Origin of the sequence: Pseudofrankia asymbiotica (assembly GCF_001983105.1) — a bacterium.
Classification (GTDB): domain Bacteria; phylum Actinomycetota; class Actinomycetes; order Frankiales; family Frankiaceae; genus Pseudofrankia; species Pseudofrankia asymbiotica.
This window is the reverse complement of the sequence record NZ_MOMC01000003.1, coordinates 50,188-76,036: the sequence shown is the minus strand read 5'-3', so window position 1 is coordinate 76,036 and position 25,849 is coordinate 50,188. Positions and strand designations below refer to the sequence as shown.

At 71.6% G+C, this 25,849-nt stretch carries 22 protein-coding genes and 2 pseudogenes; 13 read left to right on the top strand and 11 right to left on the bottom strand.

All coding sequences use genetic code 11. The features are described from left to right. The first annotated feature begins 28 nt into the window (after positions 1-28). The gene (locus BL253_RS00985) at positions 29-3,034 is read left to right on the top strand and encodes a leucine--tRNA ligase (protein WP_076812513.1); all 3,006 of its coding nucleotides are present in this window, start codon (positions 29-31) and stop codon (positions 3,032-3,034) included. A gap of 152 nt (positions 3,035-3,186) precedes the next feature. Here the strand turns inward: BL253_RS00985 and BL253_RS00980 are convergent, their stop codons facing one another. Together BL253_RS00980 and macS are read right to left on the bottom strand one after the other, a co-directional pair. Then, positions 3,187-3,933 carry a response regulator gene (locus BL253_RS00980; RefSeq protein ID WP_081437878.1) on the bottom strand — a complete coding sequence of 249 codons (747 nt, stop codon included), beginning with the start codon at positions 3,931-3,933 and terminating at the stop codon, positions 3,187-3,189. Beyond that, positions 3,920-5,173 carry a MacS family sensor histidine kinase gene (macS, locus tag BL253_RS00975; RefSeq protein ID WP_076812508.1) on the bottom strand — a complete coding sequence of 418 codons (1,254 nt, stop codon included), beginning with the start codon at positions 5,171-5,173 and terminating at the stop codon, positions 3,920-3,922. The genes BL253_RS00980 and macS overlap by 14 nt, the downstream gene beginning before the upstream one ends. 25 nt (positions 5,174-5,198) lie before the next feature. Between macS and BL253_RS00970 the strand changes: the two genes are divergently transcribed. Both BL253_RS00970 and BL253_RS00965 read left to right on the top strand, forming a co-directional pair. After that, positions 5,199-5,423, top strand: a complete 225-nt coding sequence (locus tag BL253_RS00970) for a hypothetical protein (RefSeq protein ID WP_076812505.1) — start codon at positions 5,199-5,201, stop codon at positions 5,421-5,423. Between the two features lie 71 nt (positions 5,424-5,494). Then, a complete protein-coding gene (locus BL253_RS00965; protein WP_076812502.1) occupies positions 5,495-5,788 on the top strand; it encodes a YiaA/YiaB family inner membrane protein in 294 nt (97 codons plus the stop codon). Between the two features lie 75 nt (positions 5,789-5,863). Here BL253_RS00965 and arfB read toward each other — a convergent pair whose 3' ends face one another. Together arfB and BL253_RS00955 are read right to left on the bottom strand one after the other, a co-directional pair. Next, positions 5,864-6,319, bottom strand: a complete 456-nt coding sequence (gene arfB / locus BL253_RS00960) for an alternative ribosome rescue aminoacyl-tRNA hydrolase ArfB (RefSeq protein WP_076812500.1) — start codon at positions 6,317-6,319, stop codon at positions 5,864-5,866. 182 nt (positions 6,320-6,501) lie between these two features. Further along, entirely contained in the window at positions 6,502-6,903 is a 402-nt protein-coding gene (locus BL253_RS00955; RefSeq protein ID WP_076812497.1) for a MarR family winged helix-turn-helix transcriptional regulator, read from the bottom strand. Positions 6,904-6,952: 49 nt separating this feature from the next. Here BL253_RS00955 and BL253_RS00950 point away from each other — a divergent pair, with 49 nt between their 5' ends. After that, on the top strand, positions 6,953-8,782 hold the full coding sequence (locus BL253_RS00950; protein WP_241834403.1) for a chloride channel protein: 1,830 nt from the start codon (positions 6,953-6,955) through the stop codon (positions 8,780-8,782). A gap of 83 nt (positions 8,783-8,865) precedes the next feature. Here the strand turns inward: BL253_RS00950 and BL253_RS00945 are convergent, their stop codons facing one another. From BL253_RS00945 to BL253_RS00935, 3 genes are all read right to left on the bottom strand, one after another. Next, positions 8,866-9,054: a hypothetical protein gene (locus tag BL253_RS00945; RefSeq protein WP_076812495.1), complete on the bottom strand. Its 189-nt coding sequence runs from the start codon at positions 9,052-9,054 to the stop codon at positions 8,866-8,868. A gap of 63 nt (positions 9,055-9,117) precedes the next feature. Beyond that, the gene (locus tag BL253_RS00940; protein WP_076812492.1) at positions 9,118-9,411 is read right to left on the bottom strand and encodes a hypothetical protein; all 294 of its coding nucleotides are present in this window, start codon (positions 9,409-9,411) and stop codon (positions 9,118-9,120) included. 424 nt (positions 9,412-9,835) lie between these two features. After that, entirely contained in the window at positions 9,836-11,659 is a 1,824-nt protein-coding gene (locus BL253_RS00935) for a phosphoenolpyruvate carboxykinase (GTP) (protein ID WP_076812489.1), read from the bottom strand. Positions 11,660-11,790: 131 nt separating this feature from the next. On the opposite strand from BL253_RS00935, the gene trhA reads away from it, so the two are divergent. The 9 genes and pseudogenes from trhA (at position 11,791) to BL253_RS00895 (ending at position 23,114) form a co-directional block, all read left to right on the top strand. After that, positions 11,791-12,705, top strand: coding sequence for a PAQR family membrane homeostasis protein TrhA (gene trhA, locus BL253_RS42130; RefSeq protein ID WP_338013676.1), 915 nt, complete (start codon positions 11,791-11,793; stop codon positions 12,703-12,705). A gap of 290 nt (positions 12,706-12,995) precedes the next feature. After that, positions 12,996-15,023: a thioredoxin domain-containing protein gene (locus tag BL253_RS00925; protein WP_076812488.1), complete on the top strand. Its 2,028-nt coding sequence runs from the start codon at positions 12,996-12,998 to the stop codon at positions 15,021-15,023. Positions 15,024-15,713: 690 nt separating this feature from the next. Then, positions 15,714-17,006 carry a PhoH family protein gene (locus BL253_RS00920; protein ID WP_076812485.1) on the top strand — a complete coding sequence of 431 codons (1,293 nt, stop codon included), beginning with the start codon at positions 15,714-15,716 and terminating at the stop codon, positions 17,004-17,006. A gap of 556 nt (positions 17,007-17,562) precedes the next feature. Further along, entirely contained in the window at positions 17,563-17,739 is a 177-nt protein-coding gene (locus BL253_RS39085) for an FxLD family lanthipeptide (protein WP_081437877.1), read from the top strand. Between the two features lie 12 nt (positions 17,740-17,751). Continuing rightward, positions 17,752-19,505: pseudogene (locus BL253_RS45265) on the top strand (lantibiotic dehydratase family protein); the annotation flags it as partial. 153 nt (positions 19,506-19,658) lie between these two features. After that, positions 19,659-19,913 (top strand): annotated as a pseudogene (locus BL253_RS45260) (lantibiotic dehydratase C-terminal domain-containing protein); the annotation flags it as partial. After that, on the top strand, positions 19,862-20,620 hold the full coding sequence (locus BL253_RS42745) for a thiopeptide-type bacteriocin biosynthesis protein (protein ID WP_241834410.1): 759 nt from the start codon (positions 19,862-19,864) through the stop codon (positions 20,618-20,620). The pseudogene BL253_RS45260 and the gene BL253_RS42745, both read left to right, overlap by 52 nt. After that, positions 20,617-21,819 carry a methyltransferase, FxLD system gene (gene fxlM, locus BL253_RS00900; protein WP_076812476.1) on the top strand — a complete coding sequence of 401 codons (1,203 nt, stop codon included), beginning with the start codon at positions 20,617-20,619 and terminating at the stop codon, positions 21,817-21,819. The genes BL253_RS42745 and fxlM overlap by 4 nt, the downstream gene beginning before the upstream one ends. 83 nt (positions 21,820-21,902) lie before the next feature. Further along, complete coding sequence (locus BL253_RS00895; RefSeq protein ID WP_076812474.1) at positions 21,903-23,114, top strand: lanthionine synthetase C family protein; 1,212 nt, start codon at positions 21,903-21,905, stop codon at positions 23,112-23,114. 29 nt (positions 23,115-23,143) lie between these two features. Here the strand turns inward: BL253_RS00895 and BL253_RS00890 are convergent, their stop codons facing one another. From BL253_RS00890 to BL253_RS00875, 4 genes are all read right to left on the bottom strand, one after another. Next, on the bottom strand, positions 23,144-23,707 hold the full coding sequence (locus tag BL253_RS00890) for a GNAT family N-acetyltransferase (RefSeq protein WP_076812471.1): 564 nt from the start codon (positions 23,705-23,707) through the stop codon (positions 23,144-23,146). Further along, on the bottom strand, positions 23,704-24,816 hold the full coding sequence (locus tag BL253_RS00885) for an NsdA family TPR-like regulatory protein (RefSeq protein WP_076812468.1): 1,113 nt from the start codon (positions 24,814-24,816) through the stop codon (positions 23,704-23,706). Before BL253_RS00885 ends, BL253_RS00890 begins: the two co-directional genes overlap by 4 nt. Positions 24,817-25,248: 432 nt before the next feature. Then, positions 25,249-25,512 (bottom strand): hypothetical protein, encoded by a 264-nt coding sequence (locus BL253_RS00880; protein WP_076812465.1) that lies wholly within the window; start codon positions 25,510-25,512, stop codon positions 25,249-25,251. Further along, on the bottom strand, positions 25,509-25,814 hold the full coding sequence (locus BL253_RS00875; RefSeq protein ID WP_274535161.1) for a type II toxin -antitoxin system TacA 1-like antitoxin: 306 nt from the start codon (positions 25,812-25,814) through the stop codon (positions 25,509-25,511). Before BL253_RS00875 ends, BL253_RS00880 begins: the two co-directional genes overlap by 4 nt. Positions 25,815-25,849 lie beyond the last annotated feature (35 nt).

Below are 25,849 nucleotides of genomic sequence, written 5' to 3'. Positions count from 1 at the left end.
GCTGACCAGCCGAGTGGATGCGACGAGAATGACCGACAACGCCCAGGACATCACGACCCCACCCGCCGCGGGGCCGGCGGAGGCCGAACCGTCGTTCCGGTACGGCGCGCGGCTCGCGGGTGAGATCGAGAGCCGGTGGCAGACCTGGTGGCGCGAACACGGCACGTTCGCGTCCCCGAACCCAACCGGGCCGCTGTCCGACGGGTTCGAGGAGGTCAAGGGGCTGACCCCGTTCTTCGTCCTGGACATGTTCCCGTACCCGAGTGGCGCGGGGCTGCACGTCGGCCACCCGCTGGGCTACATCGGTACCGACGTGTACGCGCGCTACCTGCGGATGACCGGGAAGCACGTGCTGCACACCTTCGGCTACKACGCCTTCGGGCTGCCCGCCGAGCAGTACGCCATCAACACCGGCCAGCACCCCCGGGTGACGACCGAGGCGAACATCCAGAACATGCGTCGCCAGCTGGGCCGCCTGGGCCTGGGGCACGACACCCGCCGTGAGGTCGCGACCACCGACGTCACGTACTACCGGTGGACACAGTGGATCTTCAAGAAGATCTTCGACAGCTGGTATGACGAGGGCCTGGACCGGGCGCGCCCCATCACCGAGCTGGTCGCCGAGTTCGAGGCGGGCAGCCGCGTCCCGAGCCAGGAGACGAACCCGTCCGGCCTGCCCTGGGACGAACTGGACGCGACCGAGCGTCGCAAGGTCGTCGACGGCCACCGGCTGGCCTACCTGGCCGAGGGCCTGGTCAACTGGTGCCCAGGGCTGGGCACCGTGCTGGCCAACGAGGAGGTCACCGCCGACGGCCGCAGCGACATCGGGAACTATCCGGTGTTCCGCCGCCCCCTGCGCCAGTGGACGCTGCGGATCACCGCCTACGCCGAGCGGCTGATGGCCGACCTGGACCTGGTCGACTGGCCCGACTCGATCAAGCAGATGCAGCGCAACTGGATCGGCCCGTCGGACGGCGCGCACGTCACGTTCCCGGCGTGGGTCGGCCCGACCGACGGCCCGCCCGTCCCGGCGATCGCGCTGGACGTCTACACCACCCGGCCGGACACCCTGCCGGGTGCGACGTTCATGGTGCTGGCGCCCGAACACCCGTTGGTCGACGCGCTGACCGCGTCCGAATGGCCCGCCGATGCCCAGGACGGGTGGAGGTTCGAGGAGGGCCGCCCCGAGGGCACCCCGGAAGCGGACTGGACCCCGGCCGCCGCCGTCGCCGCCTACCGGGAGTTCGCCGGCAAGCGCAGCGACCGCCAGCGCGGCGAGGAGGTCGACCGCACCGGCGTCTTCACCGGCGCCCACGCCCGCAACCCGGTCACCGGCGAGGTCATCCCGGTCTTCCTGGCGGACTACGTGCTGCTGGGCTACGGCACCGGCGCCGTCATGGCCGTCCCCGCTCACGACCAGCGTGACTTCTCGTTCGCCCGCGAGTTCGGCCTGCCGACCCCGCCGGTGCTGGCGCCGAACGACGACTTCCTGGCCGAGCACGGCCTGTCCTCGAACGATTCGGTCGACGTCTGGCCGGTGGCGTTCTCCGGCGAGGGCGAGTACCTGCCGCCACCCCCCGGCACCGGCGCCCCGGTGCTGACGGGCCTGTCGAAGGCCGACGCGGTGAAGACGACCGTGTCCTGGCTGGAGGACGCCGGCAGCGGCCGGGCCGCCCGGTCCTACCGGCTGCGCGACTGGCTGTTCTCCCGGCAGCGTTACTGGGGTGAGCCGTTCCCGATCGTCTACGACGAGACCGGGCTGCCGATCGCGGTGCCCGACGAGGCGCTGCCCGTCGAGCTGCCGGAGATGACGGACTTCCGGCCCGCCCCGATGGCTGAGGACGACCTGTCCGACCCGGTGCCGCCGCTGGCCCGCGTCACCGACTGGACGACGGTGACGCTGGACCTGGGCGACGGGCCGCGCCAGTACCGGCGCGAGACGAACACGATGCCGCAGTGGGCCGGCTCCTGCTGGTACTACCTGCGTTACCTGGACCCGACGGACGCCGAACGGTTCGTCGACCCGGAGATCGAGCGCTACTGGATGCAGGCCGCCCGCGGGCCCGCGGGCGACGGCGGCGTCGACCTGTACGTCGGCGGCGTGGAGCACGCCGTGCTGCACCTGCTGTACGCCCGGTTCTGGCACAAGGTCCTGTACGACCTGGGCCTGGTGTCGACGAAGGAGCCGTTCAAGCGGCTGTTCAACCAGGGCTACATCCAGGCCGACGCGTTCCTGGACRCCCGCGGCATGTACGTGCCCGCGGCCGAGGTGACCACCGACGCCGGCGGCACCCTGCGCTACCAGGGAGATCCCGTCACCCGGCGGTCCGGGAAGATGGGCAAGAGCCTGAAGAACAGCGTGACGCCGGACGAGATGTACGACGCGTACGGTGCCGACACGCTGCGCGTCTACGAGATGGCGATGGGCCCGCTGGATGCCGACCGGCCCTGGCGGACCGACGACATCGTCGGCCCGCACCGCTTCCTGCAGCGGCTGTGGCGCAACCTGGTCGACGAGGCGAACGGCGAGATCAGGGCCGTCGACGCCGAGCTGGACGACGAGGCGACCCGGACGCTGCACCGCACGATCCTGGCGGTGCGCGCCGACTACGCCGGGATGCGCTTCAACACCGCCGTCGCCCGGCTGATCGAGCTGACGAACTTCGTCAGCAAGCACTACGGCGACGCGAACCGGCCGCCGCGGGCACTGGCCGAGGCGATGGTGCTGATGGTCGCCCCACTGGCGCCGCACATCGCCGAGGAGCTGTGGGCGCGGCTGGGCCACGACGGCTCGCTGGTCCACGTGCCGTTCCCGGTGGGCGACGAGGCGCTGGCCGCCGAGTCGACGGTCACCCTGCCGGTCCAGGTCAACGGCAAGGTCCGCTTCACCCTGTCCGTCCCCGCCGGTGCGGGGGAGGGCGACATCAGGGCCGCCCTGACGGCGCACGCGGACTATGCGAAGCACACCGACGGCAAGACGGTGAAGCGCCTCATCGTCGTCCCCGGCCGCATCGTCAACATCGCCGTCGCGTAGCGGAAGATCCGGAGATCCTGTCCGACGTCAGGGGCACGAAACGGTGCCAGCGGTGGCTCTGACGTCGGACGCGATTCCCTGTGACGTTGTGCGCGGCGCGGTGGGCGGTGGGCGGTGGGCGGTGGGTGACGCGATGTGGGCGGGCTCGCGGGTCAGGTTGAGGTCGGGTCGTCGTAGCCCTCACGGACGGCGTAGCGGGCGAGTTCCACGCGGTTGCGGAGCTGGAGCTTGCCGAGGACGTTGTGGACGTGGTTCTGCACGGTGCGCGGGGAGACGCCGAGGCGGTCGGCGGCATCCCGGGCCGTCAGGCCCTTGGCGACCAGTCGGAGCACCTCGAGCTCGCGGGCGGTGAGTCGGGGAGAGGCGTGCCGGGCAGGAGCCGGTTCTCTGGCGGCGCGGGACATCTCGCCAAGGACCAGCGCCGCGAGGCCCGCGCTGAAGACCGCCTCGCCCGCGGCCGTGCGCCGGACCGCGTCGATCAGCTCCTCCGGCCGGGCCGACTTGACCAGGTAGCCCGACGCGCCTGACTTGACGGCCGTGAGTACGTCGGCCTGCTCACCGGACGCGGAGACGACAAGCACCGACCCGCTGAACCCGGTCGAGCCGCCCGATGTCAGCAGACCCCGGATCACCTCAACTCCGGAACCATCGGGCAGGGACAGGTCGAGCACCACGATGTCCGGCCTGGTCGCCGCCACCACCCGCAGTGCCTGGGCAACGGACCCCGCCGTGCCGACGACCTGGAGCCCGGCCGCGTCGAGGTCCCGGCTCAGGGCGTCGCGCCACAGCGGGTGGTCGTCCACGACCACCACCCGCGGCGGACGCTCGGCCGCGTGGTCGACGGACGATCCCGACCCCACGGGTGCGGCGTCGGTCCCCAACGGCTCAGCGGGGCACATGCAGCTCGACCTCCGTTCCCTGGCCGGGGCGGCCGAGCACGGTGACCTCGCCGCCCAGGTCACGGACGCGCCCGCGGATGCTGACCGCCAGGCCGAGACGCCCCTCGGCCATGGCCCGCTCGGCCCGCCCCGGCGCCAGACCGACGCCGTCGTCCCGGACCGTCACGACGACCTCGTCGCCGTCGTCCTCCAGCAGCACCCAGGCCGACGCGCCCGTCCCGGCGTGCCGGGTGACGTTGTCCAGCGCGGCCCGCACCGCCGCCACCACCTCGGCGGCCCGGTCGGCCCGCAGCGGCACCGGGACACCAGGCGTGGCGACCGTCACGGACATCCGCCGCGTGGGCTGCCCGGCGGCGGGTCCGCCGGCCTCGGGCTCCCCGACGGTCATGGAGTGGGCCAGGTCCAACAGGGCCTGGGCCAGGTCGGCGCGCGCGGTACCGCCTCGGTCCAGTCGGCCACCGGACTCGCCGCGGCCGGATGAGGCCCCCGGCGGGGCCCCGGGGGCGATCGCCGTCGATCCGCCCGGGCCGGGCGTGCGCAGCAGGTCTCGCAGCGCGCTCTCCTGCTCCGCGGCGAGCCTCGCGACCTCCTCGGCCGGCATGCCCCGCGGCGCCTCCCGGGCGATCAGCGCCAGGACCTGCAGCACGCCGTCGTGCACCCGGCGTGCCAGCCGCTCGCGCTCGGCATCGCCGGCGCGTGCCTCCAGCGCGTCGGCGAGCGCCGCCTCCGCCCGCAGCGTCGTGCGGCTCAGGTGCCCCGCTACCGCGCCCGAGACGAGCAGCAGCATGCTCGTCCCCACCAGCGCGTCGGTCAGCGCTCCCCACTCCACGATGAACATGACCGCCACCAGCAGCCCGCTGGCGATCCCGCCAGCCGTGCCCCAGATCAGTGCGGCGCCGAACACCCCGCTTGTCGCCCACATCATCGGAAGGGCGTGGCTCGACCTCGGGCCGACGAGCTCGGCGCCGACCACCAGGCCGGCGCAGATCGCGACGTCGGCGAGGATGAGCCCTCGCAGCAGGCGCGGCTGGTCCCCGCGGTCGGCGCGCGGCACCAGCACGGTCAGCGCCGCGGACCAGCCGACCATCACGCCCAGCAGGCCCGCACCCAGCGCCGGCCGGTAGGCGTCGTCGAGCCGAGCACCCGCGGCCACGGTCGCGTAGCCGACGGACACCCAGCGGAACACCGCCAGCGACCGCCAGAGGGCACCGCGCGCGCCCTCCGGGCCGCTGCCGGTCATCACCCAGGGAGGACGGGCCCGCCAGGTGCGTGAGGCGCGCCGCGACCACCGCGCCGTGGACGCCTTCGGCGCGGTGGGCTTCGTGGACGCCGCGGGCTTCGTGGGCGCGGTGGGCTTCGTGGAGGCCGCGGGCCTCTCCGGCTCCACCGGAGACGCTGGCGTCACCGCGTCGTGGGCGCCGGTCGTCACCGTCGCGCTCCTGCCGTCAAGCACCGCGCCAGTCTCCCAGAACCGGCCGAAACGCACCTGAGCGTGATTACTCAGGACACCCTGGGCGCGAGGGCTCAGGCCGGGCGCCGCGCCCGTCCCGACACTGGCCGCATGACGAAACCCCCGCCCTCCCGGAACACCACCGCCTACTTCGTGCAGGCGATCCTGTCGTTCGCGATCTCGACGGTCAGTGTTGTGGTCGCCATCGCGTACCTGCCCGGCGACGCCTGGATGCGCGGCCTCCTGGGGCTCGGCCTGCTCTACGTCGTCACCTCGACGTTCACGCTCGCCAAGTGCGTGCGCGACCACCAGGAATCGGCCAGCGTCGTCAGCCGCGTCGACCAGGTCCGCCTGGAGCGCCTGCTAGCCGAGCACGACCCGTTCCGCACGACCTCCAACACGTGATGACCGCTGACAACCACGGCAGGCACACATGGCGATCACTGATCTGAGCTGGGTGGCGTCCGGGCGGTCGGCGCTCTACCCGTCCGTGTCGGCTGAGCCCGGCCGGCGGGTGCGTTTGGTCTGCGAGCGGTGGCGCTTGGTGGTGAGACGGCGCTCGACGGCACCCCGGCTGGGTTTGGTGGGGCGCCGGCGGCGGGCCGGGGGCGCGGTGGCGTCATGGAGCAGCGCGACCAGGCGGTCGAGCGCCGCCTCGCGGTTGCGCAGCTGCGAGCGCTGCTCGGACGACGTGACGATGAGCTCGCCGTCCACGAGGCGTCCGGCCAGGCGGGCAAGCGCCCGCTCCCGCAGCGGTTCGGGGACGGCGGTCGAGCGAGCGACGTCGAAGCGGACCTCGGCCCGGCTGTCGGTCGTGTTCACCCCTTGACCGCCGGGACCGGACGAGCGGGAGAAACGCCAGCGCAGCTCGGTCTCGGGCAGCACGAAGCCCGGCCGAACCTCGCGTGCTGGCCGCGTGCCTGCTTCGCCGGGCATGCGCCCATGGTGCCAGGATCGTCGCCCTGCGGGAATTGGAAATTCGCTCCTCCCGCGTCAATGACCAGTCTGGCGACCAACGCCGCTGATGAGGCGAAGTACCTGATCGGTGTCGCACCATCCCCGGGCCCCGAACAGCCAGGAGCGCGCGAAGCCGGTCGGGAGGACGTCGCTGTCCGCCTTCAGCCCTCCATGTCCCGCGGGAGCGCGTCGAGCAGGGGGGCGAGGCGGCGCAGCTCCTGAAGGTGGACCGCTGTGAGCTGGGCGAGGACGTCGCGCCCGTGGTCGGTGAGGCGCAGATGCACACGGCGGGAGTCCGCGGGGTCCCGTAGCCGGCTTACCAGCCCGAGCTGCTGGGTGCGGTCGACGAGCTCTGTGGCGCTGTGGTGCCGGATGAGGAGCGCCTCGGCGACCTCGCCGATGGTGGGCCCGGCCGGGCTGGCGCTGCCGCGGATCGCGAGCAGGAGCTGGTGCTGAGTGTGGGTGAGCCCGAGTGCCTCGGCCTGCTGCCGGCTCCACTGGTCGAAACGCCGCAGCGCCGTGCGGAACGCGAGCAGGCGCTGGTACTGGGCGTCGGTGGGCACACGCCCAGGCTAATATGTCGTGTCACGATATATTGACGAAGGAGGCCAGGTGGCCGACCTGGGGCACGCCGGCCAGGTGCGTGATGTCCGGCATCTGGGCGACTTCACCGCGACCCCGCGCATGTTGGCGATGGCGGCACTGGCGCTGCCGATCGGCGGGCTCGCCGCCGTCGCCGCGTGGGTGCTGCAGCGGCTGATCGGCCTGATCACCAATGCCGTGTTCCGGCATCGGGTCTCCACCGCGCTCGTCGCGCCCGCGCAGCACGCCGCGTGGTGGCTGGTCCTGGCCGCGCCGGTAGTCGGCGGACTCGCGGTCGGCGTCATGGCTCGCTACGGCTCGGAGAAGATCCGCGGTCATGGAATGCCGGAGACGATCGAGGCGATCCTGCTCGGCGGCAGCAAGGTCCAACCTCGGGTCGCCGTCCTCAAGCCCGTCTCGGCCGCGGTGTCGATCGGTACGGGTGGTCCGTTCGGCGCCGAAGGACCGATCGTCATGACGGGCGGAGCACTCGGCTCCCTGCTCGCGCAGTTCCTTCACCTGACCGCCGACGAGCGTAAGAGCCTGCTGGTCGCGGGCGCGGCGGCGGGCATGGCCGCCACCTTCAACTCGCCGCTCGCCGCCCTGCTGCTCGCCGCCGAGCTGCTGCTGTTCGAGTGGCGGCCCCGCAGCCTCGTGCCGGTAGCGGCGGCCGTGTCGGTGGCGACCATCATCCGGTACCCGCTGCTCGGGCAGGGCCACGTCTTCCTCAGCGCGGGTGCGCTGGATCTTCGCCCGGTCGACGACGCGCTCTGCGTGGTCGCGGGGATCCTGTCGGCCGTCCTCGCGCTCGTCGCGACAGTGCTTGTCTACGCGTCCGAGGACACCTTCCAGCGACTACCGGTGCACTGGATGTGGTGGCCCGCCCTCGGCGGGCTGCTCATCGGCGTCGGCGGCCTGATCGTGCCGCAGGCCCTCGGCGTGGGTTACGACGTCATCGACGCCGAGCTCACCGGCTCCATCAGTCTCGGCCTCGTGGTCGGGGTCCTGGTCGTCAAGACCCTGATCTGGTCGCTCTCCCTCGGCTCGGGCACATCAGGCGGCGTTCTGGCGCCGGTATTCATGATCGGTGGCGCGCTCGGCGCCCTCGAGGCCCACGTCTTCCCCCCGGTCGGGCCTGGATTCTGGGCGCTGGTCGGGCTGGCCGGTGTCCTCGGTGGGGTGATGCGCTCGCCGTTCACGGGCATCGTCTTCGCGATGGAGCTCACCGGCCGGTGGGAGGCGGTCCTGCCCCTCACGATCGCGTCCATGACGGCCTACGCCGTGTCGGTCCTCCTGCTGCGGCGCTCGGTGCTCACCGAGAAGATCGCGCGGCGCGGTTACCACCTCAGCAGGGAGTATGACGTCGACCCCCTCGAGATCGTCTTCGTCGGTGAGGTGATGACGACCGACTTCGTCGAGCTCGACGCGTCCCTCGACGCCGTCCAGGCGCTCGCCGACCTCGACGAGCGCGGCACGGACGCCGTACGCCAACGCCTCTATCCGGTCACCCGATCCGGCGGCGGGTTCGCGGGCGTCGTGACCCGGGCCGGCCTGCTGGCGGCCGCGGGTGACGGCTGGACAGTCGCCGCCGCCACCGACCGCGGCCCGGTCGTCACCCACGCCGAGCAGACGCTGCGGCATGCCGCCGAGCTGATGGCCGTCGAGGACGTGACGACGATGCCCGTGCTCGACCGGCTCGACGGCACGTCGGTCGTCGGCCTGATCGCCCTCCCACAGCTCCTCGCCGGCCGGCGACGCGACCAGCGGGAAGCCCGCGAACGGGAACGGCCGCTGACCATCCGCCTCATCGGGCCGCGCGGCACACAGTCCGACGTGAGCAGGGCGCACAGTGGGGGTTGAACGAAGGCCGGGGCCACGCCCGTGCGCGGCGGCCGGGAACGCGGTCACCGGGCCGCGAGCCGGGCCTGGCCAACACGTCGATGTCAGTCGAAGAACGTCCTGACCGGGGTCGATGACCCGCCGTGCGGCGGGACGGACACCTGCCGGTCGCGTCGGGCACGGGTCAGGATGGCGGTCCGCCGGCGCCGGTCGCCCACATCATCGGCAGCGCATGGCTCGCCCGCGGCCCGCGCCTCGGACTGGCCGGCGGCGGGGCGGCCGGACTCAGTCATGGTCTTGTCGTGCTAGCCACGCCGCGCCCACGAAGCCTGCCGGGTGGCGGCGACCGGGTGAACTCACTGGTGGCTGTAGCTTCGCGTCCCCTGATCGCGCTGCGGCTCGACGACGTCGGCGACGGTGATCGCGGTGAGCGCGCGGCGCTGCCAGCGGCGGAGCCGGTCGAGGTCGGTGCAGGCGAGCACCTGGGCGCGAACCTCGTCGGGAACGTTCATTCCACGGTCCGCGAGCAGATCGAGCACCGACTCCGCCCTTCCGAGCGCCTCGCCCCGTGCCTCACCGCGCGCCTCGGCCTCGCGATCGATCTTGTTGTAGTTCTCGTTGTGGTATCGCTGCCCGGTGGCGGTGGCCATGAGGAACGCCTCCCATCTGGTCCGAGTCGCCGGAGCGAACCCGCCACTAATCGCGTCATCGTAGAAGTGTCAAGCCTGGAACATGCGCGGGCGGACGGTGGGATCGGACAGGCGGGCGCGGGCACAGGGCGCCACCGAGTCGCCAAGCCGGGTCTGGATCCAGTCGGGCAGGGTGGGGTCCGCGCGGATCATCACGAGGGGGCCTCGTGCGCGTGGGACGGCATGCATGGATCATGACTGATGGGTCAGACAGTGTCAAACCCGACACAAGTCGATCGCGACGTCGCCAGMTTGACAACGATGCTGGCAGGTGCGGTGAGGCCCGGGCTCGAGTTGGGGTCGAACGCGATCGCCCCCGCCGGCGGGGCGGGGGCGGCGGGGGCGATCGTCGGACGCGAGTCGGATGTGACCGGGTGGTGGTTCGTTAGCTGTTGAGGCGTTCCACCAGGGCCTCGTGCTCGGCCCAGAGCTCGGCGGGGAGGTGGTCGCCGAAGGTGTCGTAGTGCTGGGGGATGAGGTCGGCCTCCTGCTTCCACACCTCGGTGTCGAGGGTGAGCAGGGTCGTGAGGTCGGCCTCGGACAGGTCCAGGCCATCGGTGTCGAACGACTCCGCCGTCGGGTGGACGCCGAGAGCGGACTCCACGCCGTCCACCTCACCCTCCAACCGGCCGACGATCCAGGCCAGGACGCGGCTGTTCTCGCCGTAGCCCGGCCACAGGAACTTGCCCTCGGGGCTCTTGCGGAACCAGTTGACGTAGTAGATCCGCGGGAGCTTGGCGGCGTCGGCCTTCTGCCCGGTGGCGAGCCAGTGGGCCATGTAGTCGGCCATGTTGTAGCCGCAGAACGGCAGCATCGCGAACGGGTCACGGCGCAGCTTGCCGATCGCGCCGGCCTGCGCGGCCGTCGTCTCCGAGGAGACGATCGAGCCGAAGAAGACGCCACGCTGCCAGTCAGGCGCCTCTGTCACCAGCGGGACCGCTGTGGCCCGGCGGCCGCCGAACAGGATGGCCGAGATCGGCACGCCGCGCGGGTCCTCCCACTCGTCGGCGATGGTCGGGCACTGGCCGGCGGGGACGGTGAACCGGGCGTTCGGGTGCGCGGCTGGCTCGGACGAGTCCGGCGTCCAGTCGCGGCCCTTCCAGTCGATGAGGTGGGCCGGCTTGTCCTTGGTCAGGCCCTCCCACCAGATGTCGCCGTCGTCGGTGCGGGCGACGTTGGTGTAGACGGCATTGCCCCAGAGGGTCTGGACGGCGTTCGGGTTGGTCTCGGCGCCGGTGCCGGGCGCCACGCCGAAGAAGCCGGCCTCCGGGTTGACGGCGTAGAGCCGGCCGTCCTCGCCGAAACGCATCCAGGCGATGTCATCTCCGACCGTCTCGGCCTTCCAGCCGGGGATCGTCGGAATGATCATCGCCAGGTTCGTCTTGCCGCAGGCCGACGGGAACGCGGCCGCGATGTAGTGGACCTTCCCCTTCGGGGAGGTGAGCTTGAGGATCAGCATGTGCTCGGCGAGYCAGCCCTCGTCCCGAGCCATCACCGAGGCGATCCGCAGCGCGTAGCACTTCTTACCGAGCAGCGCGTTACCGCCGTAACCCGAGCCAAATGACCAGATTTCGCGGGTCTCCGGGTAGTGGACGATGTACTTCGTGTTGTTGCACGGCCACGGAACGTCTTCCTGTCCAGGCTCCAACGGGGCACCAAGTGAGTGCACCGCCGGCACGAAGAAGCCGTCCTCACCGAGCTGCTCGAGCGCCGGGGCACCCATACGCGTCATCGTGCGCATCGAGATCGCCACATAGGCCGAGTCGGTGATTTCGACGCCGAGAGCGGAGATACGCGAGCCGAGCGGTCCCATGCAGAATGGGACAACATACATGGTGCGGCCCCGCATAGACCCGCTGAACAGGCCGCGAAGCGTGCCCCGCATTTCCTTGGGCTCAACCCAGTTGTTTGTCGGGCCAGCGTCCTCGCGATTCTCCGAACAGATGTAGGTCCGGTCCTCGACGCGGGCGACATCGCTCGGGTCAGACGCGGCATAGAAGCTGTTGGGACGTTTCTCCTCGTTAAGCTTCACCAAGGTCCCGCGCTCTATGAGCAGGCTGGTGAGCCGGTCGAACTMCTCGGCGGAGCCGTCGCACCACTCCACTCTGTCCGGCTGGGTGAGTTCGGCGATCTCACGCACCCAGGCGATCAACCTGGCGTGCTTGGTCGGGGCGGCATCCAGCCCGGGAATCTGTGCCGCGGTCGTCACAGCTCACACCTCCGCTCGCGTTGAACCTGCCGCGTTCTCGCCTCGGTATACAGGTGCAGCTTGCGCACCCGAACGACCTCGTGTACCGGCCGTCACAAACCAGCGGCTACAGTGGAAGCCGCTACCCTGTGATGCCCGTACTGGGGACGCTCGAGGCCGCGTTCAGGATCATTAGACTGTACCGCTCTTTCCATGCACAGTCGCGCGGTACGACGGGGGGCGGAAACGTTGGATCCATCACGCATCGGGACGGACCGGTCCCACGACGCGCGCCGGGGCGTGCCACCCTCCGTGGCCAGTGCGGTTATCGTTCTGCCGTGGTCACTCACGCGACGACGCAGCCGGCGGCTCCAGGACCTGACAGCAACCGCGCCGGCGACGGCGCCGACAAGCGAGCGCACCCGCGTGACCTCACGCGACCACGCATGCGGGGATGGCTACATGCGGGGGCATTTCCGGTAAGCCTGGCGCTCGGCGTGGTGGCCGTGGCGCTGCCGACGACGCTTGGCGCCCGGCTCGCGGTCGGTGTTTACGCGATCAGCATCGCGGCATTGTTCGGGACGAGCGCGCTCTACCACCGGACCATGTGGTCGACCTCACGGGCGCGCGCGCTCATGAAGCGGCTCGACCACTCGATGATCTTTGTTTTCATCGCGGGGACGTACACGCCCTTCGCGCTGCTGGCCATGCCTCGCCACGTCGCGCAGCCGGTATTGGCCGTCGTCTGGGGCGGGGCGGCGCTGGGCGTCATCCTGCGCATGCTGTGGTTGCACTCACCGCGCTACCTGATCGTGCCCCTCTACATCGCGCTGGGCTGGGTCGGGGTCTTCGTCTTCCCCGAGGTCCTGCACACGGCCGGCGCCGCCACGCTGACGTTGCTCGTCGTCGGCGGTGCCTGCTACAGCGTCGGCGCGATCATCTACGCGCTGCGCCGCCCCGACCCGGCGCCGGCGGTCTTCGGCTACCACGAGGTGTTCCACGCGTTCACCCTCGTCGCGGCCTGCTGCCACTACGTCGCCCTGATGCTCGCCATATACCGAGGCTGATGATGAGGCTGGGCGCTGGGCGCGCCAGTCTCGTCGGGCGCTGAGCGCCCTCGTGGGCCTGGTTCCAGGGCTGAGGTGTACGGCCGGGGCTGGTGCGGGTCGGGGTCGAGATGTGGTTGCGTTGGTGGTGCGCCGATGCGCTGTCACCAGCTGTGGCTGGGGTGCGTGGGTAGCTCGCCGGGACGGCGTCGCGGTCAGGTCGACGTGAGACGTGAGACGTGTCATCGGCGTGACAGCGCCGGCGGGCAATAGCGTCACAGGCTGCGTCGTGACCCCGTGAAGGAGCTTCTGTGGCGAACAGGCTGGCTGACCAGACATCCCCTTATCTGCTGCAGCACGCCGACAACCCGGTGGACTGGTGGCCGTGGGAGCCGGCGGCGTTCGCCGAGGCCGCCGGCCGCCAGGTCCCGGTGCTGCTGTCGGTCGGATACGCGTCCTGCCACTGGTGCCACGTCATGGCGCACGAGTCGTTCGAGGACGAGACGACCGCCGCCTACATGAACGAGCATTTCGTCAATATCAAGGTCGACCGGGAGGAGCGCCCGGACGTCGACTCGGTGTACATGGACGTCACGGTGGCGCTGACCGGGCATGGCGGCTGGCCGATGACGGTGTTCCTGACCCCGACGGGTGAGCCGTTCTTCGCCGGTACCTACTTTCCGCCGACGCCCCGGCCGGGGATGGGCTCGTTCCGCCAGGTCCTCTCGGCGGTGTCGTCCGCCTGGGACACCCGCCGCGAGGAGATCGAGTCCTCCGGCGCGGACATCGCCCGCAAGCTCGCCGAGGCCGCCGAGGCGCCCACCGCCGGCGGCCGCGGCCCGGCGATCCGGCTGGACGGTGAGCTGCTCGACTCGGCGGTCGACCAGCTCGCCGCGCGGTTCGACCCGCGCCACGGCGGCTTCGGCGGCGCGCCGAAGTTCCCACCGTCCATGGTCGCCGAGCTCCTCCTGCGCCACCACGCCCGCACCGGCAACGAGCGCTCGCTCGACATGGTCGCGCTCACCTGCGAACGGATGGCCCGCGGTGGGATCTACGACCAGCTCACCGGCGGGTTCGCCCGCTACAGCGTCGACGCGACATGGACCGTCCCCCACTTCGAGAAAATGCTCTACGACAACGCCCAGCTGCTGAGGATCTACCTGCATCTGTGGCGGGCGACCGGCGACCCGCTCGCCGCGCGGGTGGTCCGCGAGACGGCCGCCTTCCTGCTCGCCGATCTGCGGACCCCGCAGGGCGGCTTCTCCTCCGCGCTGGACGCCGACGCGGTACCGCCCACGGACACGCCCGCGGACGCGCACGGCCACTCCCATCAGCCGGTCGAGGGGGCGAGCTACGTGTGGACGCCCGCGCAGCTGGCCGCCGCGCTCGACCCGGCCGACGCCGGGTGGGCGGCCAGCCTGTTCGAGGTCACCGATACGGGCACCTTCGAGCACGGGTCCTCCGTGCTCGCGCTGCCGGCGGACCCCGACGACGCCGACCGGTTCGCCCGGGTGCGGGCCACGCTCGCGGCCACGAGAGCCGCCCGCCCGCAGCCCGCGCGCGACGACAAGGTGGTGGCGAGCTGGAACGGCCTGGCGATCGCCGCCCTGGCCGAGGCCGGCGCGTTGTTCGAGGAGCCGGAGTGGGTCGCGGCCGCGGAGCGCGCGGCGGTGCTGCTGCGCGACGTGCACGTCGTCGACGGCCGGCTGCGCCGCACCAGCAGGGACGGCCGCGTGGGCCCGAACGTGGGCGTGCTCGACGACTACGGCAATGTCGCCGACGGCCTTCTCGCGCTGCACCAGGTGACCGGCGCGATCGAGTGGCTGGAGCTGGCCGGCCAGCTGCTCGACGTCGCTCGAGCCCGCTTCCGCGCCGCGGACGGCGGCTTCTACGACACGGCCGACGACGCGCCGACACTGCTGCGCCGGCCCCGTGAGATCTCCGACTCGGCGACGCCGTCGGGCCAGTCGGCGTTCGCCGGCGCCCTGCTCACGTACGCCGCGCTCACCGGTTCGGCCGGGCACCGTGCGGACGCCGAGGCCACGATCGGCCTGCTCGCGCCATTGCTCGCCCGGGACGCCCGGTTCGCCGGGCATGCGGGCGCCGTGGCGGAGGCGCTGCTCGCCGGACCGCCCGAGGTCGCCGTCGTCGGCCGGCCGGACCTGGAACGGCTCGCCCGGCTCGGCACCACACCCGGCACGGTCGTGGTGACGGCCGGCCCCCTCACCGCCGACCGACCCGAGCCCGGCGTGTACGTCTGCCGGCACTTCGTCTGCGAGCGACCCGCGCGCACGGCCGACGAGGTCCGCCGCCTGCTGGGGGCGCGCCTGCCGGCCTGAGGGGTGCCCGTGGCCGGGAGCCAGGGCTTGGGGCGTGAGGATGGCTCACGGGAATGGCACCCCTTTCCCGGTCCCCGGCTCGTTGCCTGAAGTTCAGACACGTGAAACGTCGGGGTTCGGCACGCCCAGGTGGCCCCGTACGTCGCTCAGGTGATCGCTACGTCGCTGAGGTGGCCCCGATATCGGCGGCTGATACCGGTAACGGCCTGTGGTCGAGCGGAGTGCCGAGGTGGAACGGGTGATGATCGTCTTCTGCTGGGTATGAGCGGAGGGTGATGACGCCTCGCGCGAGTTCGTGCTGGACAGCGATCGTGGCGTGGCCGAGGGGTGACTGGACTCRCATCGCGGCAGCGCTTTCGGACGCGCCGCGTGGGCGCCCAGGCGGCGACGTCGCGACTCAAGTTGGCTGCGCAGGGTAGTGGTTTGCGTCCAATGTGGGCCGTCGCGATGATGCCGTGCCATCTGCGTTACGGAAGGCGTCGATGTACTTTCGYGACGTGTTCGGCAAAGTTGGTCGCCAACCCTCCGACCTGCGGCTACCGTGATGCCCTGACGTCTCAAGTCGTGGTCCGGCATTGGGCTGGACCGCTGGGAGGCCCCTACGTGCCGCAGTCGCGACAACGCCAGGAGGCCGGGACCCGGCCCCCTGTGGGGCCTATCCCGGACAACTCCGAGTAAGCGGGTGGGCGTGTGCCACGAACGCATGTCGTTGACACAAGCGTGCTGCTGTCTGACCCTCGCGCGCTGTTGCGATTCGCGGAGCACAACGTCGTGCTCCCCCTCGTTGTGATTGGGGAGCTGGAGGCCAAGCGAAACCACCCCGAACTGGGCTGGTTCGCCCGGGAGGCGCTGCGCATCCTGGACGACCTGCGCATCAAACACGGGCGGCTCGACCACCCGCTACCGCTGGAGAGCGGCGGAACGCTGCGAGTAGAACTCAACCACACCGACCCGACGGTGCTGCCACCGGGGTTCCGAGTCGGCGACAACGACTCGCGCATCCTCTCCGTCGCGCTCAACCTGGCCGCCGAGGGCGACGACGTCGTCCTCGTCACGAAGGACATGCCGCTGCGGGTCAAGGCCTCCGTGGTCGGCCTCGACGCCGAGGAGTACCGGGCGCTGCAGCCCGTCGACACCGGCTGGGGCGGAACGGCGGAGCTCGGGGTGAGCCAGGAGGACCTCGACCGGCTGTACGCGGGCGAGCACCTCACCCTCCCGGCCGCCGCCGAGCTTCCCTGCCACACCGGGCTGGTGCTGACGGCCTCCGGCGGCAGCGCGTCCGCGCTCGGCCGGGTCTGCGCGGACAAGTCGGTGAAGCTGGTACGCGGCGACCGGGAGGCGTTCGGGCTGCACGGCCGCAGCGCCGAGCAGCGCGTCGCCCTCGACCTGCTGCTCGACCCGGAGATCGGGATCGTCTCGCTGGGCGGCCGGGCCGGCACCGGCAAGTCGGCGCTGGCGCTGTGCGCCGGCCTCGAGGCGGTGATGGAGCGCCGGGCGCACCGCAAGGTCGTCGTCTTCCGCCCGCTCTACGCCGTCGGCGGCCAGGATCTCGGCTACCTGCCCGGCAGCGAGAACGAGAAGATGGCCCCCTGGGCGCAGGCCGTCTACGACACCCTCGGCGCGTTGGTCYCCGAGGACGTCATCGACCACGTCGTCGAGCGCGGGATGCTCGAGGTGCTGCCGCTGACGCACATCCGCGGCCGCTCGCTGCACGACTCGTTCGTGATCGTCGACGAGGCGCAGTCGCTGGAGCGCGGCGTGCTGCTCACCGTGCTCTCCCGGCTGGGCGCCGGCTCCCGGGTGGTGCTCACGCACGACGTGGCGCAGCGCGACAACCTGCGCGTCGGCCGGCACGACGGCGTCGCGTCGGTGATCGAGACGCTCAAGGGCCACCCGCTGTTCGCGCATGTCACGCTCACCCGCTCCGAGCGCTCGCCCATCGCGGCCCTGGTCACGACGATGTTGGAGGACCTGGTCCTGTAGGAGGACGTCTCACCCGGCGGCCTGACTCGGGCTCGCGGTGCATGACGGGGTGGTGGACCACGGGACAGCCGTGATCCACCACCCCGTTCTGTTGTGCCCAGGGAACGACATGCCCCTGTCATGGCCGAGGCGTCGCTCCGCTCCTTCGAACGACAAGCGACATGAAGGGTGAGCGGTCCGTCGCTGTTGCTCTACTTCGCGAATACGCCGCGGTTGGCCGCACAGTCGCATGGATCTGACAGCGACGGCCCAGGCAAGTCGCCTTCGTGAGCGCGCGGTCTGCGGCGCAGGGGTAGCCATCGACTGTCGAGCCAACACGAACCGTCGGTCGGCAGCGCCACCGCATCACACGGGCGTCACAGCTGACGACAGGGCGATGTGACGTCGATCTGTCACATGTGATGACACGGCATCACACCCTCGCCACGGTCCGCCACTCGCGCTGTGATCGGTTCAGCGCACGGCCGGGGCTGGTGACGGTCCTCGAGGAAGCCCGTTCGCTGGTGGCACTCGAACAGAGGGCCGCCCCGCCCCGTACTCCCTGGAGGCGACAACGATGCCCACCACCCAGATTCCTGATGTGCCGGTGGCCGGCGTGCCGGACTCGGTGCCGGACGACTGGTTCGACCTGCCGATCACGATCGTCGACGAGGACTCGTGCGCGCAGAGCGAGAGCTGCGACACCTCGGACGGCTGCTCGTCCACCTGCCCGTCGGCATGCGCGAGCTCGTAGCCACCAGCCGTCATGGTGCCGCCCCGAGCACGGCGGGGCGGCACCACTATGCGGAACTCCCGGAAGGTGGTGAGGACTGTGGATGCTGGGCGGCTGTTCGAGCCGGCGGGCGCCGCACTGCTGCGGGCGGCGGCGGTCTCGCCGGGTGGAGGGGTTCCGCGCTGGCCGGACCTTGCCGACACGGACGACTGCCGGGGCTGGCTGGGAGAGGTCTGGCCGGCGGCGAGTGAGGCGGTTGGGCTTGCCAGCGGGGCGCTCGCCGCGCGGGTCGGGCAGATCCTCGGCGGCGTTCCGGTCACCGATCGGCGGGTGCGTGGCGCCGCGACGACTGTGATCCGCTATCTGCTGCGTTCCGGCGGGCGGGCGACACCGTTCGCGCTGTTCGCCGGGGTCGCGCCGGCCCGGTTCGGCACCGGGCGGGTCGAGGCGATATTGCGCCACCTGGTCGCTGAGGGTTTCCTCCTGAGCGGGCTGCGCGCACCGATGACGGTCCCCGACCCGCTCGGCCACCTGGTCACGGCGCTACGGCGGGCCGGCGCCGCCGACCTTGCTGAGGCCGCACCGCTGCTGGCTGACCTGGAACAGATCGAGACCGGCATCGGCGAGTGCAACGCGCTGCCGACGGTTCAGGCACAGTCCGAGCCGCGGGCCGTGCTGGTCGCGGCGATGGACCGGATCGGGCCCCAGCGGCGCTCGCCCTTGGCGTCGATCTGCTGTTGGACTGCGACCTGCGGCTTCCCGCCTCGGTCGCCTCCGGCCTGACCACGGCCGCCGGGATTTTGACCCGGCTTGGCCGCGAGCCGCTGGGGCCGGCCCGGTGGGCTGACTACCACCGCCGGTTCGTGGAGCGCTACGGCGTCAGCACGGCCGTACCACTTACCGACGTGCTCGACCCGGCAGCAGGCCTGGGCTATCCGGCCGGCTACCCGGGTTCTGTGCTGCCAGTGCCGCCTGAGTCGGTGAGTGAGCGGGACCAGCGGCTGCTCGCGCTGGCCTGGCGGGCGCTGGCCGCCGGAGGCCGGCTCGACCTGACCGACGCGCTGATCGACGAGATCACGGACGGCGACCTGTTCGACGCCCGTTTCCTTCAGGCTCATGGCGAGATCGCCGGCCGCCTCCAGGCTCGAAGCCTGGCGGCGGTCGACGCGGGCGACTACGTCCTGGCGATCACTCCGGCACGCGCGGCGGGCACGCTGTCCGCCCGGTTCCTGACGGCGACCGGTGACAGGACGATGGAGCACGTCTACCGGCAGGCCCCGGCGATCCACGCGGGCGCGGTCGCCGTGCAGCTCTCGTGCCCGCCCCGGTTCACCCGAGGGCAGAACGTCGCGCGGCTTCCCCGGTTCCTGCCCGAGGTCCTGGCTGTCGGCGAGCCGCCCATCGGCGAGCGCCGGCTCGGACCCGTCGATCTGGCGCTGACGGCGACCGGCCGGGGCCTGCTGCTCCTGGAGACGGCCACGGGCCGGATTGTCGACCCGCAGGTCCACCACGCGTTGGCGCTGGACCGGCAGTTGCCGTTACTGGCCCGGTTCCTCGCGCACGTACCACGGGCCTACGCCGCGGCGCTGACGTCGTTCAGCTTCGGCCCGGCCGCCGTCGCGCTGCCGCACCTGCCAGAGGTCCGCTACGGCCGGATCATCCTGGCGCCCGAACGGTGGCGGCTCGTCACCGCGGATCTCCCCGCCGCCGGCGTCCCCGCGGCCGACTGGAATGACGCCGTTGACCGGTGGCGCCGGCGCGAACGGTGCCCGGGGCTGGTGGAACTGGCCGATGGCGATCTGACTCTGCGCCTCGACCTCTCCGTCCCGGCCCATGCCGCGATCCTCCGCGACCACCTGGCCGAACATGGCACCGCGCTGCTGAACCGTGCCGCGACCGAGGACGGCCTCGCCTGGATCGGCCGCGCCCACGAGATCGTCATGCCCGTCGTCCGCGCCGGCCAGCCGACACCGAACAAGCTCGGCCCTCTGCTTGTCCGCCGAGACAACGCCGACGGCGACCGACCCGGCGCCCTGGACGCCCGCTGGATCTCCGCCCGCGTCCACACCCACCCCGCCGCCATGGACGACCTCCTCGCGACCCACCTGCCAGACCTGCGCGCCCAGCTCGGCGGCGCGGACCTGTGGATGGTGCGCTACCGCAACCCCGAGCTGACCGACCACCTGCGTGTCCGCGTCGCCACGGGTGGCCCGAGCAGGCAGCCCGCCTCACCACCCTCGGCCGATGGGGCGCGGCGCTCGCCGCGACGGGCGCCGTCGGAGCGGTCGCCTTCGACACCTACTTCCCGGAGGCCGGACGGTACGGCACCGGGGTGGCCCTCGCCGCGGCCGAGGCCGTGTTCTGCGCCGACACGGCGGCGGCCATCGCCGTGCTGCGGCACCCACCGGCAGGCCTGCACCGCGACACTCTCACGGCGCTCTCCCTGCTCGACCTCGCCGAAGCGTTCCTCGGCGACCTGCACCGCGCCGCCGACCATTTCACCGCGAGTGCCGTTCCCCGCCAGGCTGTCGAACACGACGTCGTTGGTGCCACGACCCGGTTGGCCCGGCACGGCGCCCCGCGCACCCACCCCCTGCTGCCCGGCGAACTCGCCCAGGTGTGGGAGGCCCGAGCCGACGCGCTGATGGCGTACCGCGCGGCGTTGCCCGCCGAGATGGACGCCGCCGCGGTCCTGGCCTCCCTGCTGCACCTGTCGTTCAACCGGCACCGCGGCATCGACCGTCAGCATGAGGCCGCCTGCCTGCGGCTGACTCGTAGTGCCGCGCTCGCCTGGCGCGCCGCCCCGCCACTTCGCGGCGACGCCGCGCCTCGACGATCCACCAGCCCCGCCCTGACCCGCGGCCCCAGGCCCGCCCTCACCGCGACAAGGACCCGCGCATGAGCACCGCGACACCCAGYACCGCCACCGAGCTCCACGACGCCATGGTCAACAGGATCGTCGCCGGCCAGCCCGCCCTCGACGAACGGGTCGTGGACGCGCTGCGGGCGGTACCCCGGCACCTGTTCCTTCCYGACGCGCCGCTGAAGGAGGCGTACAAGCCGAACACGGCAGTGATCACCAAGAGAGCTGAGGACGGCACGCCCCTGTCCTGCGCCTCGGTCGCCACGCTGGTCGCCGGCATGCTCGACCGTCTCCAGGTCCGCCCCGGTGACCGAGTTTTCGAGGCCGGYGCCGGCACGGGTTACAACGCGGCGCTCCTCGCCGAACTCACCGGCCCTGACGGGCAGGTCGTCACGGCCGACATCGACGAGGAGGTAACCGGGCAGGCCTCGAAGGCCCTCGACGCCACCGGCAATGGCGCCGTGCGGGTTCTGACCCGGGACGRCGCGCTCGGCGACGAGGCCAGCTCGCCCTTTGACCGGCTTGAAGTCACCGTCGGCGCCTGCGACATCCCTCATGCCTGGTTCACCCAGCTCGGCCTCGGCGGGCGGATGGTCCTGCCGCTGCGCTGGCGCGGCCAGACCCGCGGTGTCGCCTTCGTCAAGGACGACGACGGCGTACTGCGTTCCGACGCGGTGTTTCTCTGCGGCTTCGTCCCCATGATCGGCCAGGACGTCGAACGCGCCGCCGCTCTCCACGCCGACCCGCTCGTCCAGATCCACTACGACGTCGACCAGGACATCGACCCGGACCGGCTGGCCGGCATCTTCGACACGCCCCGGGTCGCCGTCTGGTCGGGCGCGACCGTCGGCCCGCAGGACCCGATCGACGGGATCTGGCTGCGCGCCACCGCCACCGATCCGGCCGTCTGCCGGATCAACGCCAGCCGCGGCGCGGTCGACGCCGACCTGTGCGTTCCACTGATCCCGAACCTGAGTCCCGCGCTGGTCRCCGGCGCCTCGCTGGCCTACCTCGCCAAGCGCCGCCTCGACGGCCCCGACCCGGTGTACGAGGTCGGCGCCCACGGTCACGGACCCGACGGCCAGGACCTCGCCGAGCGCCTCTGCGGGCATATCCGGACCTGGGACACCGACCGCGATGCCAGCCCGACCCTCACCGCGATCTCCCTGACCGACCTCGCGGACATCCCGGCCGGCGCGATCATCAAGAAGGATTGCGCGATCACTGTCACCTTCTGACAGCCATGGGCGCCGCGTGGCCGTGCTTGCCCGAGCGCGACCACGCGCGGCCCCGACCGGACTTCGTGTGGAGGCGAGCGTCGATGACCCTGCATGGGGACCGGCTTGTCCGCGCAGCCGCCGCCGCTGCCAGGCTCGCCGACGCGCTGGCGACCGCGCTCCCGACCGGGCCGCGTGACCAGTCACTGGCCGCTGGCGCGGCCGGCGTCGCCCTGCTGCACACGGCGCGCGGCACCGGGAGCTCCCAGGCCGCCGCCGACGCCTGGCTCAGAGCCGCCACCCGAGAGGGCGTCTTTGCGGGCGCGGGGGCCGGCCTGTGGTTCGGAGCACCCGCCCTCGCGTTCGCCCTCACCGCCGCGCCGCCCGGCTGCTACCAGCAGGCAGCCCAGCGCCTCGACGAGACCGTCGACCAGATGACCGTACGGCGACTCGCCGCCGCCCACCGTCGCATCGAGACGGCGCAGTGCCCCGAGCGGACCGAATACGACCTGGTCAGCGGTCTGACCGGACTTGGCGCCTACCTGCTGCTCCGCCACCCTGGCGGCGAACGTCTCCGACAGGTCCTCGCCTACCTGGTCCGGCTCGCCGAGCCACTGCCCACCGACCCCGACCTGCCCGGCTGGTGGAGCCGGGACGTCCCACGCGGCGAACCGCCCGCCGCGTTCGCCGACGGCCACGCGGACTTCGGGATGGCCCACGGCATCGCCGGCCCCCTAGCTCTCCTCGCGCTCGCGTATCGGGCAGGCGTCACTGTCCCCGGGCAGCTCGACGCGCTCGACCGGATCTGCGGCTGGCTCGACACCTGGCGCCAGCCCGGCCACTGGTGGCCCGAGCGCATCACCGCCGCCGAGCTACAAGCAGGCCGCCCCGACCGGCTCGTCCCAGGCCGCGCTTCCTGGTGCTACGGCGCCCCCGGCCTCGCCCGCGCCCAGCAGCTCGCCGCCGCCGAGCTACGCGATCCCGTACGTCAGGAACGCGCTGAAGCCGGGCTCGCCGCCTGTCTGACCGACCAGGCACAGCTCGACCAGCTCCCTGATCCGGCGCTCTGCCATGGCTGGACCGGCGTCCTCGCCACCGTCCGCGCGGCCGACGCAGACGCCCGCTTCCACCCGCTCGGCGCCCGCCTACCGGGCCTGCTCGACCAGCTCCTGGACCACCTGGAGACGGCGCAGGCCGCCGGCTGGAAGCCGCCCGGCCTCATCGAAGGCACCGCTGGCATCGCCGCGGTTCTTCACGGCCTGGCCACCGGTACCCGGAGCACCTGGGAGACCGCGCTGCTCCTCGACCTGCCCTGAATCCCGTCTACTGACTGCCCGCGGCGGGCCTACCTCAGGCTGGCCCGCTTCCCCCAGGTCTCGCGGGTGATCTCATAGATGTTGCGTGGCTCGCCGTCACGGTCGATGGGCCCTTCGGCCAGGGTGAGACCGAGTTTTTCGGCGACGCGGATCGAGCCGGCGTTCTCCGGGTGAATGATGCTGATCACCCGGGCTCGCTCGGTACCGGTGAAGGCGAACTCCAGGGCCACGGCGCCGCCCTCGGTCGCCAGACCTTCCCCCCAGCGGTCCCGGYGGATCGTCCAGGCGACCTCGATGTCCGGCCAGCCATGCTCCTCGTAGAGGCCAACCCGGCCTACGAACTCGCCCGTCGCCCGGTCTCGCGCGATCCACATGCCGAAGCYGTTCAGCGCCCAGTGCCCGATCTGGAACGCCGTCATCCCCCACACTGACCCGATCCGGCTCGGCGAGCTGGTGTAGCGCGCCATGTCAGGGTGCAACGCCATCTCCAGGTAAGGCTCGATGTCCTCAGCGCGCCAGCCACGCAGCACCAGCCGCGGAGTCAGGACGCTCGGGATCGTGACGACGTCTGGCGGGCCGAACTCAAGGGTCATGACTGGCTCCGGGTAAGCGCTCGGGACGCGTCGAGCAGCGAACCGAGGGCCTGGACGTCCGGGTCAGACGCCCAGGGCCGCAGATCACGGCAGACATGGCCGAGCGCGGAAACGATCGTCGACGTCAGGTGGCCGTTCGGCAGGTCGAGCGCGGCCCAGCTAGCGGCGACCGCGCCCGCCAGATCCGGCCGCGCTTGCGACACCTGGGCAGAGGCTAGGCAGAGGTAGGCATGCGCGCGCTCCTCATGACAATCCGGCGCAATGAGGTCAATCGCCTCTCGGGCGTGGCGCTGCGCCGCCAACCCTTCTCCGAGTTCGATCGCGCAGACGGCGCTGAACATCTCGACACTGCCCGCCGTGAACGGCGACGAGCCAGGACGCGGGGACACCGACGACCCTGCAGCCGCCCGCATACTGGCCAGCGCGTCCGCGGTTTCCCGGTGCAGACCCTGGCGGGCGAGGCCACAGGCCTGATATGCGGCGAGCCGGGCCGCCAGGTAAGACGGCGCCTCCTGCCGCGCCTGGCCGGCGACTATCGCCGCCTCGTCCCAGCGGTGTGTGTAGTAAGCGATGCTCGATCGCAGACCAGCGAGTGACCCGGCGAGAACATCGTCCGACACCTGGCCGGCATACCGATCGGCGAGGTCACAGAACCGGCGGGCGTCACGGTAGTGGCCGCCCGCGAACGCGAGTCGGCCGAGATAGTAGGTCAACTGGCCGCCCAGCCTGGTGGTCCGCAGGCCGTCCGTGACACTGAGCCGCTGTTCGAGCATCGTCTCGATCTGCTGCCAGGCACGCGAAACTGATGAGAACAACTGTGTGTGCGGCGTCGTCTCATAGCGGAGCGCGAGGTCGGTGACGTCGTCCTCCAGCTCGCCCAGGGTGACCGAGGCGCCGAAGGTGTCCATGCGGCGGACGGTATCGATCGCGAGCGCTGACAAGACGGCGAACTGCCGGCGGTCCGTGGCGACCTCCTCGGCGTCGTCTCCCGCGGCGCCCTGGCCGGGAAGGGGCGCAACGTTTTCGTGCCGTCCGGGCGAGCGGGCCGCGCGCACCAGTGCGACGAGCGCGCCGCCCGCCGCCAGCTCCTGGTCGAACGCTTTGAGCATCGTTTCGGACGGCACGATCCGGCCGCGCTCGCACTTGGAAATGATTGTGCGGTCGACTCGGCGTCGTAGTGGGGGATCCGGCCGGCCAGTCCCGACTGTGTCAGCCCCGCGGCCCTCCGCCTGCTCCGAAGCTCCTCGCCGAGCCGGACCGCAAGCGTGTCCTCCATGAGTGCTCCCCGTGGCGTCGGCAGGCAGCCCGGACCGAGCAGCGTCGGGCCGTCAGATGAATTATGCGGAGCGTTATGTTCGAGGAACAGAGCGGTGGATCTGTGGCGTTGATGAAGCGGACCGAGCCGGCCGTGACGGCTCCGACTCGCCGCGTGAGAGGGCTGAAGACGAGCTTGACGATCGCTTTCCCCTGCTTTTCCGGCAGTTGGCCCAGGGCGCGGCGAGTCGGCGCTGAGACGGCGACCTCGAACTCGTCGCTATTCGTCACCGCTTGGTGATCAACCGGAGAGCCTCTGCCCTGGTCATCACGGCGGCATCCTCGACGTTCGTGAGCGCCTCGCGAATGTCCGCCATCAGGGTGTTGTTGCCCAGCACTTCCAAAGTCTCCTCGAGGAACTCGAGATCATCGGCGCTGAGCACGACCGCGGCCGGCCTAACGTCGGCGCGCGTGGCATAGCACCTCTTCCGCATCGTTGACCTTGAGCGCGAGGCGGCCAGCTGCTCGGTTACGACACGAAGGTTCGTCACCGCCGTTCCGTGATGATCGTGTCGAGTAGCGCCGCACCCAGCGACAGCGCGTCGTTCGGCTCGGCCGGCGGAGCGTCGAGCGCGGCGAGCAGATCGTCAAAGAAGTCGGGAGATGCACGGGTGACGAGGTCGTGTTCGCGGATGATCGCGGCCGCACGTTCCTCAACAGCGGTACGGGCGAAGTCCGACACGGTCTCGTTCGCCGGCGAGGCCGCCCGGTCGGTCAGTTCGTCGGTCACGGTGCTTCTCCTGAGGCGCGGGTTCCCTGGCGGATCTCCCTTTTGGGGAGTATAAGCCGACACTGTCTCACCCGTCACTTCTGGTTGCGCGGCCCGTC

Bases quoted from the DNA above. Each gene is read 5' to 3' on its own strand.
- BL253_RS00980 (WP_081437878.1), bottom strand. From the start codon at position 3,933: ATGTGCCCCGCTGAGCCGTTGGGGACCGACGCCGCACCCGTGGGGTCG.
- macS (WP_076812508.1), bottom strand. From the start codon at position 5,173: ATGACCGGCAGCGGCCCGGAGGGCGCGCGCGGTGCCCTCTGGCGGTCG.
- BL253_RS00965 (WP_076812502.1), top strand. From the start codon at position 5,495: ATGACGAAACCCCCGCCCTCCCGGAACACCACCGCCTACTTCGTGCAG.
- arfB (WP_076812500.1), bottom strand. From the start codon at position 6,319: ATGCCCGGCGAAGCAGGCACGCGGCCAGCACGCGAGGTTCGGCCGGGC.
- BL253_RS00945 (WP_076812495.1), bottom strand. From the start codon at position 9,054: ATGACTGAGTCCGGCCGCCCCGCCGCCGGCCAGTCCGAGGCGCGGGCC.
- BL253_RS00940 (WP_076812492.1), bottom strand. From the start codon at position 9,411: ATGGCCACCGCCACCGGGCAGCGATACCACAACGAGAACTACAACAAG.
- trhA (WP_338013676.1), top strand. From the start codon at position 11,791: ATGCCCGTACTGGGGACGCTCGAGGCCGCGTTCAGGATCATTAGACTG.
- BL253_RS39085 (WP_081437877.1), top strand. From the start codon at position 17,563: ATGCCCACCACCCAGATTCCTGATGTGCCGGTGGCCGGCGTGCCGGAC.
- BL253_RS00895 (WP_076812474.1), top strand. From the start codon at position 21,903: ATGACCCTGCATGGGGACCGGCTTGTCCGCGCAGCCGCCGCCGCTGCC.
- BL253_RS00885 (WP_076812468.1), bottom strand. From the start codon at position 24,816: ATGCTCAAAGCGTTCGACCAGGAGCTGGCGGCGGGCGGCGCGCTCGTC.